Below are 16,222 nucleotides of genomic sequence, written 5' to 3'. Positions count from 1 at the left end.
AGCCGGATAAGCGGGCTTAAACAGGCCGTTTCTCGGCCCTGGCGCGGCCAGAAAAAAACCCGCCGGCGGCGGGTTGTTCAGCGGGCGGGCCGGGCTCAGAAGCCCAGGCTGGCCAGCAGATCGTCGACCTCGCCCTGGTTGGCGACGACGTCGGTGCGGCCTTCCGGGTTGACGACCGGGCCCTGCAGGATGTTGGGGTCGACCTTCTCGCGCTGCTCGGGCGGCACGACCGAGACCAGCAGCTTGACCAGGCTGTCCTCCAGATCGTTGGCCAGGGTCACGACCTTGGCGACGACCTGACCGGTCAGGTCATGGAAGTCCTGCGACATCATGATGTCGGTCAGGTGGCCGTCGATGCGCGCGGTACGCGTCTCGATTTCCTTGACGAAGTTCATCACCGCGCCGCTGGCGACCGCGCGCACCGGGTCGGCCACGATGGCGGCGGCCATCGCATTGGTCGCATTCGTGATCTGCGCGTGGTCGGCCTTGGCCTGGTCGACCGAGTTCAGCACCTTGTTGGCGGCCTCGGCGGTCTTGTTGGCGATGTAGCTGAGGCGGCTGCGCGCATCGGGCAGGCCGTCGGTCGCCAGCTGCAGCTTGGGCATCACGCCCAGTTGCTGCATGGTGTCGTGCAGCACGCGGGTGATCGTGCCGATCTGCTGGAACACCTCGGGCGAGACGATCAGCGGCTCCGAGCTCGCGCTCAGCCTGGCCAGTTCTTCCATCTTCATGCTGGCCTCCGATCAGGCCGCAGCGGCCAGCTTCTGCATGATCTTCTGAACCTTCTCCTCCAGCGTCGCCTTGGTGAAGGGCTTGACGATATAGCCGGCGGCGCCACTCTGGGCGGCCAGCACGATATCTTCCTTGCGCGCTTCGGCGGTCACCATCAGCACCGGCAGGTGCTTGAGGTTTGCGTCCTCCTTGATCGCCTTCAGCAGCTCGAAGCCGGTCATGTTCGGCATATTGATGTCGCTGACGACGAAGTCGTACTTGGACTGCTTGAGCATGTTCAGCGCCTCGACGCCGTCTTCCGCTTCCTCGCAGTTGTTGTAGCCGATCTCTTTCAGCAGGCCGCGGACGATGCGGCGCATGGTCGAGAAGTCGTCGACAACCAAGAATTTCATTTCAGTGCTCATTGCATTCCTCGCAGGGGGCTAGAGGGTCTTATCGGAGATTCGGGGCAGAACTTGATGAAGAAATTTTCGTGGCCTCTGCCGGCCCCGGCTCGGACGAGTCCTGCTCGTCCGTGAAATTCTTCAGCACTGCGTCCTCCGCGTCGCGGTTCATCACGATGATGCTGATGCGCCGATTGACGGGACTCTCGGGTTGCTGGGCTTCCAGCAGCTTGGAGGCGGCCAGACCCTGCACGCGCAGCATGCGCGCATCGGGCAGGCCGCCGGCGATCAGTTCGCGCCGCGAGGCATTGGCGCGATCGGCCGACAGCTCCCAGTTGCTGTAGCCGCGCTCGCCGCCCGGGAAGGCCTGGGCGTCGGTGTGGCCCTCCAGGGTCAGCCGGTTCGGCACCTCGGCCAGCACGGCGCCGAGCTCGCGCAAGAGCTCGCGCATATAGGGCTTCACGACGGCGCTGCCGCTGTCGAACATCGGCCGGTTGTTCTCGTCGACGATCTGGATGCGCAGACCTTCCTTGGTCATGTCCAGGCGGATCTGGCCGCCCAGCGAGGCCAGGCGCGGGTTGTTGGCCAGCACCTCCTCGACCTTCTTCTTCAGCTCCTGCAGCCGGGTGCGCTCGGCGCGGCGCTGTTCTTCCTTCAGCGCGCGCAGATTGATGGCGGCGCGGCGCGACTCGATCTCGCCGGCCTTGACCTGGCCGGTCTGGCGCGTCAGGTCCAGGCCACCGCCCCTGACCACATGCGAGGAGTCGCCCGAGCCCGAACCGCCCGACAGCGCCACCTTCAGCGGCGAGGCGAAGAAGTCGGCAATGCCCTTCTTGTCGCCCTCGGTGGTCGAGCCGAGCAGCCACATCAAGAGGAAGAAGGCCATCATCGCCGTCACGAAGTCGGCATAGGCAATCTTCCAGGCGCCGCCATGGGCGGCATGGCCGCCCTTCTTGACGCGCTTGATGATGATCGGTTGCAGTTTCTTGGAATCGCCGGCCATGACTTACTTCTTCTTCACGTGGCCTTCGAGCTCGCTGAACGAGGGGCGATCACCGGAATAGAGAACTTTGCGGCCGAACTCGATCGCGACCTGCGGCGCATAGCCCTGCATGCTGGCCAGCAAGGTCGTCTTGATGCATTGCAGTTCCTTGCCGGCGTCCTCGACCTTCTGCTCGAGCAGGCCGGCCAGCGGCTCGGCGAAGCCGTAGGCCAGGAGAATGCCGAGGAAGGTGCCGACCAGGGCCGAGCCGATCATGCCGCCCAGCACCGCCGGCGGCTGGCCGACCGAGCCCATGGTGTTGACGACGCCCAGCACCGCCGCGACGATGCCGAAGGCCGGCAGGCCGCCGGCCAGGCGCTGCAGCGCGGCCACGGCCGCATGCTCTTCCTGGTGGTGGGTCTCGATCTCGCTGTCCATCAGCGATTCGATCTCGTGCGCGTTCAGATTGCCCGACACCATCATGCGCAGGTAGTCGGTGATGAATTCGGTCACATGGTGGTCGGTGCCGACCGTCGGGTATTTCTGGAACAGCGCCGAGCTGTGCGGATCGTCGACATCCTTCTCGATCGACATCAGGCCTTCCTTGCGCGCCTTCTGCAGGATGTCGTAGAGCAGGGCCAGCAGCTCCATATAGCGGGCCTTGCTGAACTTGCCGCCCTTGAAGCAGCGGCCCAGGCCGCCCATGGTCGCCTTCACCACCTTCATCTGGTTGTTGACCAGGAAGGCGCCACCGGCCGCGCCGAAGATCGTGATCAGCTCGAACGGCAGGGCGTGCAGGATCACGCCGATATTGCCGCCGTGCGCCACGAACACGCCGAAGATGCAGACCATCAAGATGGCCCAGCCGATGATGACAAACATGGTGTTTCTTGAAAGGGGTACTCAGCCCATATCGGCCGAGAATCGACGGTCTTGAGTGTGCCGTCGCTCGCGCGGGCTCGATCGCTGCATCTGCACCGTCTTCGCCGCCTTGTAGTAAATCCACAGGCGATGGCCGCCGCCCAGTTCCAGCGCATGCAGCGGCTGCAGCGCCGGCACCGCGAAGTCCAGGCTGACCAACCAGGCGCCCGGCCGCAGCTGGGCCTCGGCCTTGACCCAGATGCGCGCCATCGTTTCGGGGCGCTGGAAGACATAGACCAGATCGAAACGCGACCAGTGCTGTGCCCACAGATCGCCGCGCGCGATATGCGCCCAGCGGCAGCGAAGCCGCGCCAGCAGCGCCAGCAGGCCGCTCCATTCGATGCCTTCGATGCGCGCCGCCGGATAGGCGCGGCGCAATTCGCGCAGGCCATGGCCCAAGCCACAGCCGGCGTCGAGCACGGTGGCGCCGGCCGGCAGCGGCGCCAGCTCGGCCAGCCGCGCCAGCGCACCGGCGGGACTGGGGAATAGCGGGGCGTCGCCCCAGCTGCGGCGCGGGTAGACCAGGGCCAGCAGGGCCAGCGGCAGCAGCCAGGTCCAGGCCGGCATGGCGCTGCCGGTACCATTGATCAAGACGGAAAGAGGGAATCCCAGCGCGACGATCAGCCGGCGCCAGCGCTGCGCCTGCAGCAGGGCCAGGCCCGCGCCGAGCAGGGCCGCGGCGGTCAGCGCCCAGCCGGCTTCGACATCGACGGCGCGCAAGGCGCTGAACAGCAGCCAGGCGGCGGCCCAGCCGAGCAAGGCGGGCAGCGGCCAGCGCGTCGGCAAGAACATCGCGCGCTCCCGCTGCTTATTGATCAGTGCATCTGGATGGCGCCGGCGGCGCGGCCCTTGCCGGCACGCGCCGGCGGGTTGCACAGGCCGCACACATAGTGGCGCGCGATCTCGTGCGGATGCGTGACGAAATGCCCACCGCACTTGCTGCACTTGGTCATCGTCAGCATGCCGTTGTCCACGAACTTCACCAGGCGCCAGGCCCGCGTGACGCTCAGCAGATCCTCCAGGCCCTGCGCCTTGGTCTGCTCCTGGTACAGCTGGTAGGCCTTGATCACCGTGTCGATCTCGTCCATCTCGGCCACCTTGTTCAGGTACTCGTGCACGTTCAGGAACAGCGAGGCATGGATGTTCGGCTGCCAGGTCATGAACCAGTCGGTCGAGAACGGCAGCTGGCCCTTGCTGGGGCTTTTGCCCGAGACCTCCTTATAGAGGCGCAGCAGACGCTCGTAGCTGAGGTCCGTCTCCGACTCCAGCACCTGCAGCCGCGCACCCAGATTGATCAGGGTCACCGCACGTTCGATCTGCTTGGCTTCGGTCAGGATGCTCTTGTTGCGCATGGTGGAGTGTCTCGGTCGGTATTCGGTGTTTGCGGGGCCAGCGCCGGGCCGCTCCCAAGCGGCCCCGCCTTTGCGAGTCCAGGGACTCGCGCCCCTCGGGGGCGGGTCATGCGTACCCGCATGACCGGGGGTCAACAGTTCAGGCGGCTTCGGCGTGGCGGCCGGCCATCAGGATGGAAGCATGAAGACGCGACACGCTGTCGTTGGCCGCGGTCTTGCCGTGGCTGGTCAGCAGGCCCCAGACCAGGTCGTCGTCCATGCGGAAGCGGCACAGCAAGGTGTTGCCCGAGGCGATCTTCATCATCTGGGCCGGGCTCAGCGTGCCGATCAGCGTCGCCGTGTCCTCCGAGATGCCCAGGCGGTACAGCGCCTGCTCGCGGTCGCTGCGGATCAGGCTTTGCGCCAGCATCAGGTACGACAGATTGGCTTCACGGATTTCGGCAAGGATCTGGTCTGCGTTCATGGGGCGGCTCCTGATTCGTTCGCTCGTTGCGTCTCAACGTGGAACGAATTGTGAAGAGCCGAATTGATCCCCAACATCGGGCCAATTCCGTCGCTTCAGTCCCCCTTCTTCCGTCGGCCTTGTCAGGCAACTTCCTACAAAGCCGCTGTTGAACCGCCGCAGCGCCCCAATTCCGGCGATGGAGGAGGGGGCGCCGGTCTGTCAGGCTGGCCGCGGATGGGCGGCGCGCAGCGCGCTCGCCTCGGCCTCCCGGCCGGTGGCGTCCAGCAGCAGGGCCAGGTTGCGCGCGGCCAGATGGCTGCCGCGGCCGGCAACGGCGCCGGCCTGCTCGGGGCGCTCGCCCAGGTCCAGGCAGGCGCGCCAGGCCTGCTCGATCAGCGGCAGCAGCGCCTCGCCGCGCGCCGGTTCGTCGGCGGCGAAATCGAGCAGCAGATCGCCCAGCGCAAAGAAGAAATCGGGCGATTCGGCGCAGCGCAGCATCTGCGGCTCGGCAAAGGCGATCGCCGCCTCGTGCCGCTTCAGGCGTTTCAGGCCGAAGATGCGGCGCACGACCAGATCGGTCCACCAGGGCGCATCGTCCGGCGCCAGCTCGGCCGCGCGGGCAAAGGCCGCCTCGGCCGGCTCATGCTCCTCATAGACCGCGCAATCCTTGCCCAGCTGGTAGTGCAGATAGGCATCGCCGGGCGCGGCCTGCAGCGCCTGCAGCAGCAGCGCGCGATTGCGGCCCTGCTTGGCGGCCAGGCGCTCGGGTTGATAGCCGTCGTGGCCGATCAGCAGCTCGAGCTGGCGCAGCGCCAGGCGGTGCTGCGGCTGTTCGTGCACCCGGCCGGCATAGCGGACGGCGCCGGGCAGCAGGCGGCTGAGCCATTGCGAGACCTCGCGGCGCTGGCCCTCGTCGTGAAATTCGTCACGCAGGGACAGGCAGCCGACGAAATCGGGTGGCAGCTCGCGCAAGGCCTGCAGCGTCTCGCCGCCGGCGATCAACCATTCCTCGGCATCGAGCACCAGATGCCAGTCGGCCGCGGCCAGTTCCAGCGCGCGGTTGCGCGCGGCCGAGAAGTCCTCGCACCAGCGGAAATGCTCGACCCGGGCGCCATGGGCGGCGGCGATCTGCGGCGTCGCGTCGACCGAGCCGGTGTCCAGCACCAGCATCTCGTCGACCCAGGGTCGCAGGCTATCGAGCAGGCGCGCGATGCGCGGCGCCTCGTCGCGCGCGATCACGACGAGGCAGAGACGGAAGGGCGGCACGCGGCGCCCGCTCAGTGCATCTGGATGGCGCCGGCGGCGCGGCCCTTGCCGGCACGCGCCGGCGGGTTGCACAGGCCGCACACATAGTGGCGCGCGATCTCGTGCGGATGCGTGACGAAATGCCCACCGCACTTGCTGCACTTGGTCATCGTCAGCATGCCGTTGTCCACGAACTTCACCAGGCGCCAGGCCCGCGTGACGCTCAGCAGATCCTCCAGGCCCTGCGCCTTGGTCTGCTCCTGGTACAGCTGGTAGGCCTTGATCACCGTGTCGATCTCGTCCATCTCGGCCACCTTGTTCAGGTACTCGTGCACGTTCAGGAACAGCGAGGCATGGATGTTCGGCTGCCAGGTCATGAACCAGTCGGTCGAGAACGGCAGCTGGCCCTTGCTGGGGCTTTTGCCCGAGACCTCCTTATAGAGGCGCAGCAGACGCTCGTAGCTGAGGTCCGTCTCCGACTCCAGCACCTGCAGCCGCGCACCCAGATTGATCAGGGTCACCGCACGTTCGATCTGCTTGGCTTCGGTCAGGATGCTCTTGTTGCGCATGGTGGAGTGTCTCGGTCGGTATTCGGTGTTTGCGGGGCCAGCGCCGGGCCGCTCCCAAGCGGCCCCGCCTTTGCGAGTCCAGGGACTCGCGCCCCTCGGGGGCGGGTCATGCGTACCCGCATGACCGGGGGTCAACAGTTCAGGCGGCTTCGGCGTGGCGGCCGGCCATCAGGATGGAAGCATGAAGACGCGACACGCTGTCGTTGGCCGCGGTCTTGCCGTGGCTGGTCAGCAGGCCCCAGACCAGGTCGTCGTCCATGCGGAAGCGGCACAGCAAGGTGTTGCCCGAGGCGATCTTCATCATCTGGGCCGGGCTCAGCGTGCCGATCAGCGTCGCCGTGTCCTCCGAGATGCCCAGGCGGTACAGCGCCTGCTCGCGGTCGCTGCGGATCAGGCTTTGCGCCAGCATCAGGTACGACAGATTGGCTTCACGGATTTCGGCAAGGATCTGGTCTGCGTTCATGGGGCGGCTCCTGATTCGTTCGCTCGTTGCGTCTCAACGTGGAACGAATTGTGAAGAGCCGAATTGATCCGAAATATCAGGCCATTTCGGTCAGCCCGGTCTGGCATCTTCCCTGCCCCGCGTCAGACGAATTCCTACAAGGGCGTCCTGGCCTCCGGTGGTTTTGCAAAACAGGCCTAAAGTTCACGCCCCCTAGATCGATAAACCACCCAGCGGAATCGAAACATCGGCTCCGTGGTCCGGATCAGCCGGCCGACAGTCGTAGAGCGTTCTTCACGGAGGCACTCCACGTCATTTCGGACTCTGCTGCCGCCGGGCGCAGTTAACGGTGCTTCGCCGCATCGGAAACACGGCTCCGGGGTGCCGCAAGCGCCTCAAGCCGAGGCAAGAGCCGGCGTCTGCCGGGAGCAACTGTCAATTTTGGAGCATCGATCATGACAATGTCTGTCAACACCAACTCGGTTTCGCTGAACGCCCAGCGCAATCTGTCTTCTTCACAGAACTCGCTGGCCACCTCGATGCAGCGCCTGTCTTCGGGTCTGCGCGTCAACAGCGCCAAGGACGACGCTGCCGGCCTGGCGATCGCCGAGCGCATGAGCGCCCAGACTCGCGGCCTGAACGTCGCCGCACGCAACGCCAACGACGGCATCTCGCTGGCCCAGACGGCCGAAGGCGCGCTGGGCAAGGTCGGCGACATGCTGCAGCGGATGCGAGAACTGTCTGTCCAGTCGGGCAACGCCACCAACAGCAACGACGACCGCAAGGCGCTGCAGGCCGAAGTCTCGCAGCTGCGCGATGAAATCGATCGCGTCGCCAAGACCACGTCGTTCAACGGCCGCAAGCTGCTGGACGGCTCCTTCGCTGCCGCCAACTTCCAGGTCGGTTCGGACTCGGGCCAGAACATCTCGGTCGGTTCGTTGACGAATACCTCGACCGCCGGCCTGTCCAAGATCACCTATTCGGAAGGCAGCAGCGCAGACCTGGACGTTACCGACACCGGCGACATCAGCGACCTCGCCGAGATCGCCGACGGAACGCTGCAGATCACGGTCGACTCGGGCGGCACGAACGAACAGGTCGTCGAACTCGGCAAGATCGATGCAGCCTCCTCGGGTAAGGAGCGCCTGGGCCAGGTCGTGGAAGCAATCAACCGCAAGACGGCCGACACTGGCGTCTCGGCCTTCCTGGTGGCCAATGACGACGGGACCTACAAGGTCGACGTCAAGGCCGGAAAACTGGACGCGGACGGCGCCGCTCTGTCGGTCGAGTTCACCGGCTTCTCGACCGCCCAGACCGGTCTCGACGAGAGCGAGGCCCCCACGGCCGTGACCGACAAGGTCGGTATCGACGAACTCAGCATCGAGACAGAGTCGGACGTCTGGGTCGCCATCAAGATGATCGACAGTTCGCTTGATCAGGTGAATAGCGCCCGTGCCAAGCTCGGCGCCGTGCAGAGCCGCTTCGAGAACGCGGTGGCCAACATCCAGATCCAGGCCGAAAACACCTCGGCAGCCCGGGGCCGCGTGATGGATGCCGACTTCGCAACCGAAACGTCGAACCTGTCGCGTACTCAGATCCTGCAACAGGCCGGCACAGCGATGGTGGCTCAGGCCAACCAGTTGCCGCAGCAAGTGCTGTCGCTGCTGCGCTGACAAGAATGGCGCCGACCGGCGCCTTCTGTTGAAGCTCAAGACCTCCGGCTTTCAGGCCCGGAGGTCTTTTCGTTTTTCGGAACGGATAAAGCCGGCGAACACCCTGCTTATCGAGATTTCTGTCCTACCGGTTGTGCCGAAGAATTCACTTACCGCGTAGGAACGCCGGCTCGACGCCGGAATCATCGATTTCAGCAGGAGAGCTTCAATGCCCCAAACCATCAACACCAACATCGTTTCGCTCAATGCGCAGCGCAATCTGAACAGCAGCCAGAGCTCGCTGGCTACCTCGATGCAGCGCCTGTCCTCGGGTCTGCGGGTCAACAGCGCCAAGGACGACGCAGCGGGCCTGGCGATCGCGGAGCGCATGAACACCCAGGTGCGTGGCCTCAATGTGGCGGCGCGCAACGCGAACGACGGCATCTCGCTGGCTCAGACCGGCGAAGGCGCGCTCGGCAAGGTCGGCGATATGCTGCAACGGATGCGCGAACTGGCGGTGCAGTCGGCCAACGCGACCAACAGCGCCGACGATCGCAAGGCTCTGCACGCTGAAGTCGTGCAGCTGCGCGACGAAATCGACCGCGTTTCCAAGCAGACCTCCTTCAACGGCAAGCGCCTGCTGGACGGTAGCTTCACCGCCGCCACTTTCCAGATCGGCGCCAATTCCGGCGACGGCATCACGATCGGCAGCCTGGCCAACACGACCACCGCCGCCATCTCGTCGATCACCTATGCCGAAGGTTCGACGCCCGATCTGACCCTGGGCGACCCGCCGGCCACGATCACCACCCTGGCCGAGATCCCGGCCCCCTCGCCGTTGGAAATCACGGTTGGCACCGGCAACCCGGTCAATCTAGGGCCGATTCCTGCGGCCAGCTCGGAGAAAGAGCGCCTGGGCCAGGTCGTCGAAGCGATCAATCGCAAGACCACCGACACCGGCGTCAGTGCCTATCTGGTCGAGAACGATGACGGCACCTTCAAGGTCAGTATGCTGTCCGACCGGATCGACCCGGCAACCGATGCCCCCGAGGCAATCACCTTCGCTGGCTTCACCACCGACACCACCGGCATCGATGCAGCCGATGGCGGTAGCATCATCCCCTCGTCGGTGAGCCCTGAGGTTGGCATCGATGATCTGAGCGTCCTCGACGAAGTCGGCGTGTGGAAGGCGATCAAGAAGATCGACAGCGCGCTGACGCAGGTGAATAACGCGCGCGCCCAACTAGGCGCGGTGCAGAGCCGCTTCGAAACGGCTGTCGCCAATATCCAGATTCAGAGCGAAAACGTGTCCGCCGCTCGCGGCCGCATCATGGACGCCGATTTCGCCACCGAAACGGCCAATCTGTCACGCGCCCAGATCCTGCAGCAGGCCGGCACGGCCATGGTGGCCCAGGCCAACCAGTTGCCCCAACAGGTGTTGTCGCTGCTGAAGGGCTGAGGCGGATTTCGCCTCCCGTTACGAAGAGGGCCCGCCGCCTGTGCCGCGGGCCTTCAGTCTTTCTGTCGACAACCGATAGACAAGAAGCAAAGCAAAGTTACGAGCCATGGGCATCTCATCGATAGGCATTGGCAGCGGCCTGGACGCCAACAGCATCATCTCCAAGCTGGTCGAGCTGGAGAAGAAGCCACTGACCACGCTGCAAACCTCGGCCACCTTCATCCAGACGCAAATTTCCAGCTACGGCAAGGTCCAGAGCCTGCTGTCGGGCGTCACCACGGCCGCCACCGCGCTATCGAAGGCCACGTTGTGGACGCAATCCACGGTGGGGTCTACCAATACGGCGATCACGGGTTCGGCAAGTGCCGGTGCCACACCGGGCAGCTACAGTGTACAAGTCACGCAATTGGCCACCGCCCAAAGCCTCGCCACCAACGCATTCAACGGTGGAAGCACGAGCGAACTGGGCGCCGGCAAGCTGAAAATCGAGTTCGGCAGTTGGAGTGCTGGTGCGACCTCGTCCGATCCGTTGAGCTTTAGCGAAAAGAGCGGCGGTACGCCGCTCGAACTGACGTTCGACAAGGACACGACGACGCTGAAGGACGTGCGCGATGCAATCAACAACGCAAAGGCCGGTGTCACCGCCAGCATCGTCACGGACGCATCCGGCGCCCGGCTGACCATTCGCAGCGACAAGACCGGCGAAGAAAATGCGCTGCGCATTAGCAGCACCGATCTCGACGGCAATGCGCTCACCGACGGTCTGGCCGCACTGAATTACCAGCCCGACATCGACGCCGCCGCGGGAATGAAGCAGACCATTGCCGCGGCGAATGCGAAGGCGCAGGTCAATGGCCTCGACGTCGTCTCGACCACCAATACCTTTACCGGTGCCATAGAGAACGTCAGCTTTACCGTTTCGGCCACCACCGCGAGCCCGGGTACGCTCAATGTGGCCAATGACAGCAGCAGCCAGCGCAAGGCGGTGCAGGATTTCGCCACTGCCTACAACGCTCTGAACAGCTACCTGGTCGATCAGACCAAGTACGACGAGACGAACAAGATCGGTGGCACCTTGCAAGGCGACAGCACCGTGTTGACGCTGCGCAGCCAGTTGCGCAATGTGTTGCGCGACACCGGTGCCGGCAACTTCAGCTTCTTGAGCCTGACCAGCAAGAGTGCCGACGCGCCGCGCGACGGCAGCCTGACGCTGGACACCAGTGCACTCGACAAGGCCTTGGCCGATCCCGCGAAGATGGCGCGGCTGTTTTCCGGCGATAGCAGCCTCAGCGGCACCAAGGGCATGGCCAAGAAGCTGGCTGACTTCACGGCGGCACTGACCGGCGCCGGGGGTTCGCTGAGCAGCCGCACCGAGGGACTCAACAACAAGCTAAAGCTGAACCAGAAGGAGCAGGACAAGGTGACGGACCGCGTAGCACGCACACAGGAACGACTGGAGAAGCAGTACCAGGCACTCGATGCGCGCATGGCGAGCCTGAATGCACTGTCGACTTATGTCAGCCAGCAAGTCACCCAGTGGAACAACTCGGGCAGCAACTGAGCCCTCGTTCTCCAAGGCCCGCCTCTGGCGGGCCTTTTTGCTTCTGGGCCAGCTCGTTTGAACGACTCGTCCGATTTAGTCTAAAAAAAATTCAAGTCCGGCGGACGGTGGTCGATAAGCAATCTATCGCAGCACAGAACCACAGGCCCAGAGACCATGAACGCCCTCGCAACTGCCTTCGAACCGGCCCGCTCGCGCAATGCCTTCGCCAGCAAGTTCTATCACCAGACCAGCGTGCAAACCGGCCTGGAGGCCGCTTCGCCGCACCAACTGGTCGTGATGCTGTTTGACGGCCTGGTCGACGCGATTGCCCAAGCCCGCGGCGCAATCGCGGCGGACAATGTCGAACTGAAGTGCCGCGCGATCGGTCGCGCGCTGCGCATCGTCGACGAAGGCCTGAAGGGTGCGCTCGATATGAAGGCCGGCGGCGACCTGGCCGCCGATCTGTCGGCTCTCTACAGCTTCGTGATCCAACGCCTGACCGACGCCAATCTGCATTCCGACGAAGCGGCGCTGGAAGAGTGCAAGCGCGTCATCACGCCGATTCGCGAAGCCTGGCTCGCGATCGCGCCCCAAGCCAAGGCAGCCTGAATCATCCGCCCATGCCCGATCGTTTCTGCACCCAGAAGGTCACCGCCATGAACACCCAGCTGCTCAGCTACTACGAAGCCATCGAACAAGCCAGCGCCGACATGCTCAGCGCCGCCCGCTCGGGCAACTGGGACGAGGTCGTCAAGCTGGAGGGTGCCTGCGTGCTGCTGATCTCGCAGCTCAAGCATGCCGCCTCGCAGCAGCAGCTGCAACCCGCCGAGGCGCAGCTGAAGACGCGCATCATGCAGCGCATCCTGCTGAACGATGCCGAGATCCGCCATCTGGCCGAGCCCTGGCTGGAGGATCTGGACCAGGTGCTGACCGGCAAGAGCAAGACCGTCCACTGACGAGCGAGATTCCGGCCGGCAGGGCCGAGCCCTGCCCCGACCCGCATCCATGGCCAGCGAGACCGTGCCGACCACCCCGCCCAGCCCGAGCGACAGCGCCGGCCTGGGCGCTTTTCGTCTGAACGCGCCCAGCGAGGTGCAGGCGCTGCTGCAGCGCCTGCGCGACGAGCGCGTCACCATCCTGCTGGACCGCAGCGGCCATGCCGACAACGGCGCCGGGCTCAGCGCCAAGCTGGACGCCTTCGACGCCGCGGCGCTGCGCCTGCAGCTGGACGCCCGCGCCGGCGATCCGCGCCTGGCCCTGCTGCTGGACGGCCCGGCGATCAACGCCGCCGCCTATCTGGACCGCATCCGCCTGCAGTTCGAGCTGCGCGCGCCGCGTCTGCTGGGCGACGGCTGCAGCCTCGGCGCCGCCCTGCCCGCCGAGCTCTACCGCATCCAGCGCCGCGACGCCTTCCGCGTGCGCCCGCACTCGCGCACGCCGCAGGTGCGGCTGCGCGACGCCGCGCCGCACGAGCCGATCGCGCTGCGCGTGCTGGACCTCAGCATCGGCGGCATGGCGCTGCAGCTGCCGCCCGAGATGCGGCTGGACTGGCCGCTGGGCGCGAGCCGCGAGGTGCAGGTCGAGCTCGATCGCGACTGCCTGTTCGCCGCCCGCCTGCGCCTGCAGCACCAGCGGCCGCTGGGCGAGGCCGGCAGCCAGCTCGGCTGCGCCTTTGCCGGCCTGGAGCCGGCCGCGCTGCGCCAGCTGCAATACTTCATCGACCAGACGCAGAAGCTCGACCGGCTGCTGCGCAGCCCGGGGCGCGCCGAATGAGGACGCGAGGCGGCGCCGGCTTCACGCTGCTGGAACTGGCCGCGGTGCTGGCCATCCTGGCCATCGTGCTGGCGGCGGCGGTGCCCAGCTATGCGCAGTTCCTGCAGCGCCAGCAGCTGCGCGGCGCCGCCGACGCGCTGCTGCTCGATCTGCGCCATGCGCGTCAGCTGAGCGTGCAGACGCGCAAGCCGGTCTTCGTCAGCTTCAACCCCGGCAAGAACTGGTGCTGGGGCGTCAGCAGCGGCCAGCCCTGCGACTGCAATGGCGGCGGCGCGCTGCCCGCCTGCAATATCGGCGGCGGCCGGCAGGCCGATTACAAGAGCGTGCAGATGGACAGCGCGGCCGATACCGAATTCACGCCGATGCTGGGCCAGGCGCCGCGCCATGGCGGCATCGCCTTCAGCACCGCCAAGGGCCAGCGCCTGCAGGTGCTCGTCAACGGGATGGGGCGGGCCCAGCAATGCGGGCCGGATGCGGTCGGCGCGCCGAGCTGCTGACACGCAGCGCCCGGGGCCGTCGCAGCGTCAAACCTGCATATTCATGATCTCGGAGTAGGCCGAGACCAGGCGGTTGCGCACCTGCAAGGTGGCCTGGAAGCCGATCTGCGCCTTCTGCATCGCCACCATGGTCTCTTCGAGGCTGACGGTTGGATTGTCGAGCTGGACCTCGCGCTGCAGCCGGGTCGCCTCGTTCTGCGCGGCGCTGACGCTCTTCATCGCCTGCGTCATCGCGTCGCCGAAGCTGGTGGCGCCCACGCTCTTGGCCTTGGCCAGGGGCTGGCCATTGACGCCCAAGCCCGCGCGTGCGGCGGCCTGGGCGAAATCAAAGGCTTTGAGCTTCATGTCCATGATGGAACGAAGCATAGGGCCGCCGCCCCCGTGCTGAAGAAGGGAACTGCGCTCGGTTCATCGGCCTGTTTCCGGCTTTCTTGAGGGTCTGTTTGCGAATAATTCGGTCCATCGGTTCACCTGCGGGTGGACCCGTGCACAAGTTCACGAATTCGACGCCACATGGACACAGCCCTCGCCACCACCGCCAACGCCCTGCCCGTCGCCGCTTCCGGCACCGACGCCGCCGGCATGCCGGGCTTCGCGGCCCGCCTGGCGGCATTGCCGGCGCGCAACAAGCTGATGATGGGCGCCGGCCTGGCCGTGCTGGCCGCCGCCGTGCTGGCGATCACGCTGTGGTCCGGCCAGGGCGACTACCGGCCGCTGTTCAGCGGCCTGTCCGACAAGGACGGCGGCGCGGTGATCGCGCAGCTGACCACGCTGAACGTGCCCTACAAGAACGAGCCGGGCGGCACCATCTCGGTCCCGGCCGCCCAGGTCTACGATCTGCGCATGAAGCTGGCAGCGGCCGGCCTGCCCAAGGGCGGACCGGGCAATAGCGTCGGCTTCGAGCTGATGGACAAGAGCTCGATCGGCCAGACCCAGTTCAATGAGCGCCTGAACTTCCAGCGCGGGCTGGAGGGCGAGCTGACCCGCACGATCACCGCGCTGGCCGATGTGGCCGACGCCCGCGTGCACCTGGCGATGCCGCAGCAGAACGGCTTCTTCCGCGAGCAGCAGAAGCCCAGCGCCTCGGTGATGCTGACCCTGCGCCCCGGCCGCACGCTGGACCGCGCGCAGATCGCCGGCATCGTCCACCTGGTCTCGAGCAGCGTGCCCGAGCTGGCGCCCAAGGCCGTCAGCGTGCTGGACCAGACCGGCGCCCTGCTGTCGCAGAACAATGCCGACAGCGGCAACGGCCTGGACAGCCAGCAGCTGCAGTACAAGCAGCAGATCGAGACGCATCTGAACAAGCGCATCTACGATCTGCTGGAGCCGGTGGTCGGCCGCGACAATCTGCGCACGACGGTCACCGCCGATGTGGACTTCTCGCAGGTCGAATCGACCGCCGAGGAGTTCAAGCCCAACCAGGGCGCGAACCTGCCGGCCGCCGTGCGCAGCGCGCAGACCAATGAATCGGTCAACGCCAACCCGCAGCTGCCGACCGGCGTGCCGGGCGCGGCCACCAACCAGCCGCCGGTGCCGGCGACGGCGCCGATCAACGGCGCCTCGGCGCCGCTGCAGGCCAACCAGTCCGGCGCCGGCGGCGTCAACAGCTCGCGCCGCGAAGCGACCACCAATTACGAACTCGACAAGACGGTGCGCGTGACCCGCAACGCCACCGGCACCGTGCGCCGCCTGAACGCCGCCGTCATCGTCAACCAGCGCACCAGCGTCGACGCCAAGGGCAAGACGGTCAGCGCGCCGATGCCGCAGGACGAGATCGACAAGCTGACGGCCCTGGTCAAGGAGGCGATGGGCTACAGCCAGGAGCGCGGCGACTCGCTGAAGATCGTCAGCGCCCCCTTCATGCCCGAGAAGAACGACGGCGCCGACCTGCCGCTGTGGAAGCAGCCGCTGCTGCTGGACATGGTGCGCGCCGCCGCCGTGCCGCTGGCCGCCGTGCTGGTCGCGCTGATCGCCGTGTTCGGCTTGGTCAAGCCGGCGCTGCGCGCCGCCAAGCCGGAGCCGGTCGAGACCGCCGACGAGGTGCACGAGCTGAACGCCGTCGTCGACGACGAGAACCAGCTGCCGGCGCTGGAGGCGCCGCTGTCCAACGACAAGCTCGAACGGGCCCGCGCGCTGGCGCGCGACAACCCGGTCGCCGTCGCCAACATCATGCGCGACTGGATCCACGGCCAGGCCGCCTGAAGCTCAAAACCGACAAGACACGATC

20 protein-coding genes are annotated in these 16,222 nt (G+C 66.1%); 8 read left to right on the top strand and 12 right to left on the bottom strand.

From position 1 onward, the window contains the following. Positions 1 to 95: 95 nt before the first annotated feature. From QWJ38_RS05790 to flhD (QWJ38_RS05745), 10 genes are all read right to left on the bottom strand, one after another. The gene (locus tag QWJ38_RS05790) at positions 96 to 731 is read right to left on the bottom strand and encodes a protein phosphatase CheZ (RefSeq protein WP_290358117.1); all 636 of its coding nucleotides are present in this window, start codon (positions 729 to 731) and stop codon (positions 96 to 98) included. Between the two features lie 12 nt (positions 732 to 743). Further along, positions 744 to 1,136, bottom strand: coding sequence for a chemotaxis response regulator CheY (cheY, locus tag QWJ38_RS05785; protein ID WP_290358116.1), 393 nt, complete (start codon positions 1,134 to 1,136; stop codon positions 744 to 746). A gap of 28 nt (positions 1,137 to 1,164) precedes the next feature. Further along, positions 1,165 to 2,118, bottom strand: a complete 954-nt coding sequence (motB, locus tag QWJ38_RS05780) for a flagellar motor protein MotB (protein WP_290358115.1) — start codon at positions 2,116 to 2,118, stop codon at positions 1,165 to 1,167. A 3-nt stretch (positions 2,119 to 2,121) separates the two neighbouring features. Continuing rightward, a complete protein-coding gene (gene motA, locus QWJ38_RS05775) occupies positions 2,122 to 2,979 on the bottom strand; it encodes a flagellar motor stator protein MotA (RefSeq protein ID WP_290358114.1) in 858 nt (285 codons plus the stop codon). A 21-nt stretch (positions 2,980 to 3,000) separates the two neighbouring features. Then, positions 3,001 to 3,810: a class I SAM-dependent methyltransferase gene (locus QWJ38_RS05770; RefSeq protein WP_290358113.1), complete on the bottom strand. Its 810-nt coding sequence runs from the start codon at positions 3,808 to 3,810 to the stop codon at positions 3,001 to 3,003. A 23-nt stretch (positions 3,811 to 3,833) separates the two neighbouring features. Beyond that, complete coding sequence (flhC, locus tag QWJ38_RS05765; protein ID WP_290358111.1) at positions 3,834 to 4,370, bottom strand: flagellar transcriptional regulator FlhC; 537 nt, start codon at positions 4,368 to 4,370, stop codon at positions 3,834 to 3,836. Positions 4,371 to 4,509: 139 nt separating this feature from the next. Continuing rightward, complete coding sequence (gene flhD / locus QWJ38_RS05760) at positions 4,510 to 4,833, bottom strand: flagellar transcriptional regulator FlhD (RefSeq protein ID WP_290358110.1); 324 nt, start codon at positions 4,831 to 4,833, stop codon at positions 4,510 to 4,512. Between the two features lie 201 nt (positions 4,834 to 5,034). Beyond that, positions 5,035 to 6,081 carry a glycosyltransferase gene (locus tag QWJ38_RS05755; protein ID WP_290358112.1) on the bottom strand — a complete coding sequence of 349 codons (1,047 nt, stop codon included), beginning with the start codon at positions 6,079 to 6,081 and terminating at the stop codon, positions 5,035 to 5,037. Positions 6,082 to 6,092: 11 nt separating this feature from the next. Then, entirely contained in the window at positions 6,093 to 6,629 is a 537-nt protein-coding gene (gene flhC / locus QWJ38_RS05750; RefSeq protein ID WP_290358111.1) for a flagellar transcriptional regulator FlhC, read from the bottom strand. 139 nt (positions 6,630 to 6,768) lie between these two features. Continuing rightward, a complete protein-coding gene (flhD, locus tag QWJ38_RS05745) occupies positions 6,769 to 7,092 on the bottom strand; it encodes a flagellar transcriptional regulator FlhD (RefSeq protein WP_290358110.1) in 324 nt (107 codons plus the stop codon). Between the two features lie 434 nt (positions 7,093 to 7,526). Between flhD (QWJ38_RS05745) and QWJ38_RS05740 the strand changes: the two genes are divergently transcribed. Continuing rightward, positions 7,527 to 8,744, top strand: a complete 1,218-nt coding sequence (locus QWJ38_RS05740) for a flagellin (protein ID WP_290358109.1) — start codon at positions 7,527 to 7,529, stop codon at positions 8,742 to 8,744. Positions 8,745 to 8,795: 51 nt separating this feature from the next. Here the strand turns inward: QWJ38_RS05740 and QWJ38_RS05735 are convergent, their stop codons facing one another. Then, on the bottom strand, positions 8,796 to 8,978 hold the full coding sequence (locus QWJ38_RS05735; protein WP_290358997.1) for a hypothetical protein: 183 nt from the start codon (positions 8,976 to 8,978) through the stop codon (positions 8,796 to 8,798). Here QWJ38_RS05735 and QWJ38_RS05730 point away from each other — a divergent pair. The 6 genes from QWJ38_RS05730 to QWJ38_RS05705 all read left to right on the top strand — a co-directional run bounded on the left by QWJ38_RS05730 (position 8,953) and on the right by QWJ38_RS05705 (position 13,995). Next, the gene (locus QWJ38_RS05730) at positions 8,953 to 10,182 is read left to right on the top strand and encodes a flagellin (RefSeq protein ID WP_290358108.1); all 1,230 of its coding nucleotides are present in this window, start codon (positions 8,953 to 8,955) and stop codon (positions 10,180 to 10,182) included. The two genes, QWJ38_RS05735 and QWJ38_RS05730, sit on opposite strands and share 26 nt — an antisense overlap. 106 nt (positions 10,183 to 10,288) lie before the next feature. Continuing rightward, on the top strand, positions 10,289 to 11,743 hold the full coding sequence (fliD, locus tag QWJ38_RS05725) for a flagellar filament capping protein FliD (RefSeq protein ID WP_290358107.1): 1,455 nt from the start codon (positions 10,289 to 10,291) through the stop codon (positions 11,741 to 11,743). Between the two features lie 156 nt (positions 11,744 to 11,899). Further along, positions 11,900 to 12,334, top strand: coding sequence for a flagellar export chaperone FliS (gene fliS, locus QWJ38_RS05720; RefSeq protein WP_290358106.1), 435 nt, complete (start codon positions 11,900 to 11,902; stop codon positions 12,332 to 12,334). A 47-nt stretch (positions 12,335 to 12,381) separates the two neighbouring features. Continuing rightward, positions 12,382 to 12,681 (top strand): flagellar protein FliT, encoded by a 300-nt coding sequence (locus tag QWJ38_RS05715; protein ID WP_290358957.1) that lies wholly within the window; start codon positions 12,382 to 12,384, stop codon positions 12,679 to 12,681. Positions 12,682 to 12,730: 49 nt separating this feature from the next. Further along, the gene (locus tag QWJ38_RS05710) at positions 12,731 to 13,498 is read left to right on the top strand and encodes a flagellar brake protein (protein ID WP_290358105.1); all 768 of its coding nucleotides are present in this window, start codon (positions 12,731 to 12,733) and stop codon (positions 13,496 to 13,498) included. Next, positions 13,495 to 13,995 carry a GspH/FimT family protein gene (locus QWJ38_RS05705; protein WP_290358104.1) on the top strand — a complete coding sequence of 167 codons (501 nt, stop codon included), beginning with the start codon at positions 13,495 to 13,497 and terminating at the stop codon, positions 13,993 to 13,995. The genes QWJ38_RS05710 and QWJ38_RS05705 overlap by 4 nt, the downstream gene beginning before the upstream one ends. Before the next feature lie 27 nt (positions 13,996 to 14,022). Here QWJ38_RS05705 and fliE read toward each other — a convergent pair whose 3' ends face one another. Next, positions 14,023 to 14,346, bottom strand: coding sequence for a flagellar hook-basal body complex protein FliE (fliE, locus tag QWJ38_RS05700; protein WP_290358103.1), 324 nt, complete (start codon positions 14,344 to 14,346; stop codon positions 14,023 to 14,025). Positions 14,347 to 14,508: 162 nt separating this feature from the next. Between fliE and fliF the strand changes: the two genes are divergently transcribed. Beyond that, a complete protein-coding gene (gene fliF / locus QWJ38_RS05695; protein ID WP_290358102.1) occupies positions 14,509 to 16,197 on the top strand; it encodes a flagellar basal-body MS-ring/collar protein FliF in 1,689 nt (562 codons plus the stop codon). Positions 16,198 to 16,222: the final 25 nt, after the last annotated feature.

Origin of the sequence: Roseateles violae (assembly GCF_030410485.1) — a bacterium.
Lineage (GTDB): Bacteria > Pseudomonadota > Gammaproteobacteria > Burkholderiales > Burkholderiaceae_C > Roseateles_D > Roseateles_D violae.
This window is presented reverse-complemented; position numbering and strand designations above follow the sequence as displayed.

What these genes read in the sequence shown, in the direction of transcription:
- QWJ38_RS05705 (WP_290358104.1), top strand. Translation starts at nt 13,495, where the DNA reads ATGAGGACGCGAGGCGGCGCCGGCTTCACGCTGCTGGAACTGGCCGCG.
- QWJ38_RS05770 (WP_290358113.1), bottom strand. Translation starts at nt 3,810, where the DNA reads ATGTTCTTGCCGACGCGCTGGCCGCTGCCCGCCTTGCTCGGCTGGGCC.
- cheY (WP_290358116.1), bottom strand. Translation starts at nt 1,136, where the DNA reads ATGAGCACTGAAATGAAATTCTTGGTTGTCGACGACTTCTCGACCATG.
- QWJ38_RS05730 (WP_290358108.1), top strand. Translation starts at nt 8,953, where the DNA reads ATGCCCCAAACCATCAACACCAACATCGTTTCGCTCAATGCGCAGCGC.
- QWJ38_RS05710 (WP_290358105.1), top strand. Translation starts at nt 12,731, where the DNA reads ATGGCCAGCGAGACCGTGCCGACCACCCCGCCCAGCCCGAGCGACAGC.
- fliD (WP_290358107.1), top strand. Translation starts at nt 10,289, where the DNA reads ATGGGCATCTCATCGATAGGCATTGGCAGCGGCCTGGACGCCAACAGC.
- flhD (WP_290358110.1), bottom strand. Translation starts at nt 4,833, where the DNA reads ATGAACGCAGACCAGATCCTTGCCGAAATCCGTGAAGCCAATCTGTCG.
- QWJ38_RS05715 (WP_290358957.1), top strand. Translation starts at nt 12,382, where the DNA reads ATGAACACCCAGCTGCTCAGCTACTACGAAGCCATCGAACAAGCCAGC.
- fliE (WP_290358103.1), bottom strand. Translation starts at nt 14,346, where the DNA reads ATGGACATGAAGCTCAAAGCCTTTGATTTCGCCCAGGCCGCCGCACGC.
- flhC (WP_290358111.1), bottom strand. Translation starts at nt 4,370, where the DNA reads ATGCGCAACAAGAGCATCCTGACCGAAGCCAAGCAGATCGAACGTGCG.
- QWJ38_RS05790 (WP_290358117.1), bottom strand. Translation starts at nt 731, where the DNA reads ATGAAGATGGAAGAACTGGCCAGGCTGAGCGCGAGCTCGGAGCCGCTG.
- fliF (WP_290358102.1), top strand. Translation starts at nt 14,509, where the DNA reads ATGGACACAGCCCTCGCCACCACCGCCAACGCCCTGCCCGTCGCCGCT.
- QWJ38_RS05735 (WP_290358997.1), bottom strand. Translation starts at nt 8,978, where the DNA reads ATGTTGGTGTTGATGGTTTGGGGCATTGAAGCTCTCCTGCTGAAATCG.
- flhC (WP_290358111.1), bottom strand. Translation starts at nt 6,629, where the DNA reads ATGCGCAACAAGAGCATCCTGACCGAAGCCAAGCAGATCGAACGTGCG.
- motA (WP_290358114.1), bottom strand. Translation starts at nt 2,979, where the DNA reads ATGTTTGTCATCATCGGCTGGGCCATCTTGATGGTCTGCATCTTCGGC.
- motB (WP_290358115.1), bottom strand. Translation starts at nt 2,118, where the DNA reads ATGGCCGGCGATTCCAAGAAACTGCAACCGATCATCATCAAGCGCGTC.
- fliS (WP_290358106.1), top strand. Translation starts at nt 11,900, where the DNA reads ATGAACGCCCTCGCAACTGCCTTCGAACCGGCCCGCTCGCGCAATGCC.
- flhD (WP_290358110.1), bottom strand. Translation starts at nt 7,092, where the DNA reads ATGAACGCAGACCAGATCCTTGCCGAAATCCGTGAAGCCAATCTGTCG.
- QWJ38_RS05740 (WP_290358109.1), top strand. Translation starts at nt 7,527, where the DNA reads ATGACAATGTCTGTCAACACCAACTCGGTTTCGCTGAACGCCCAGCGC.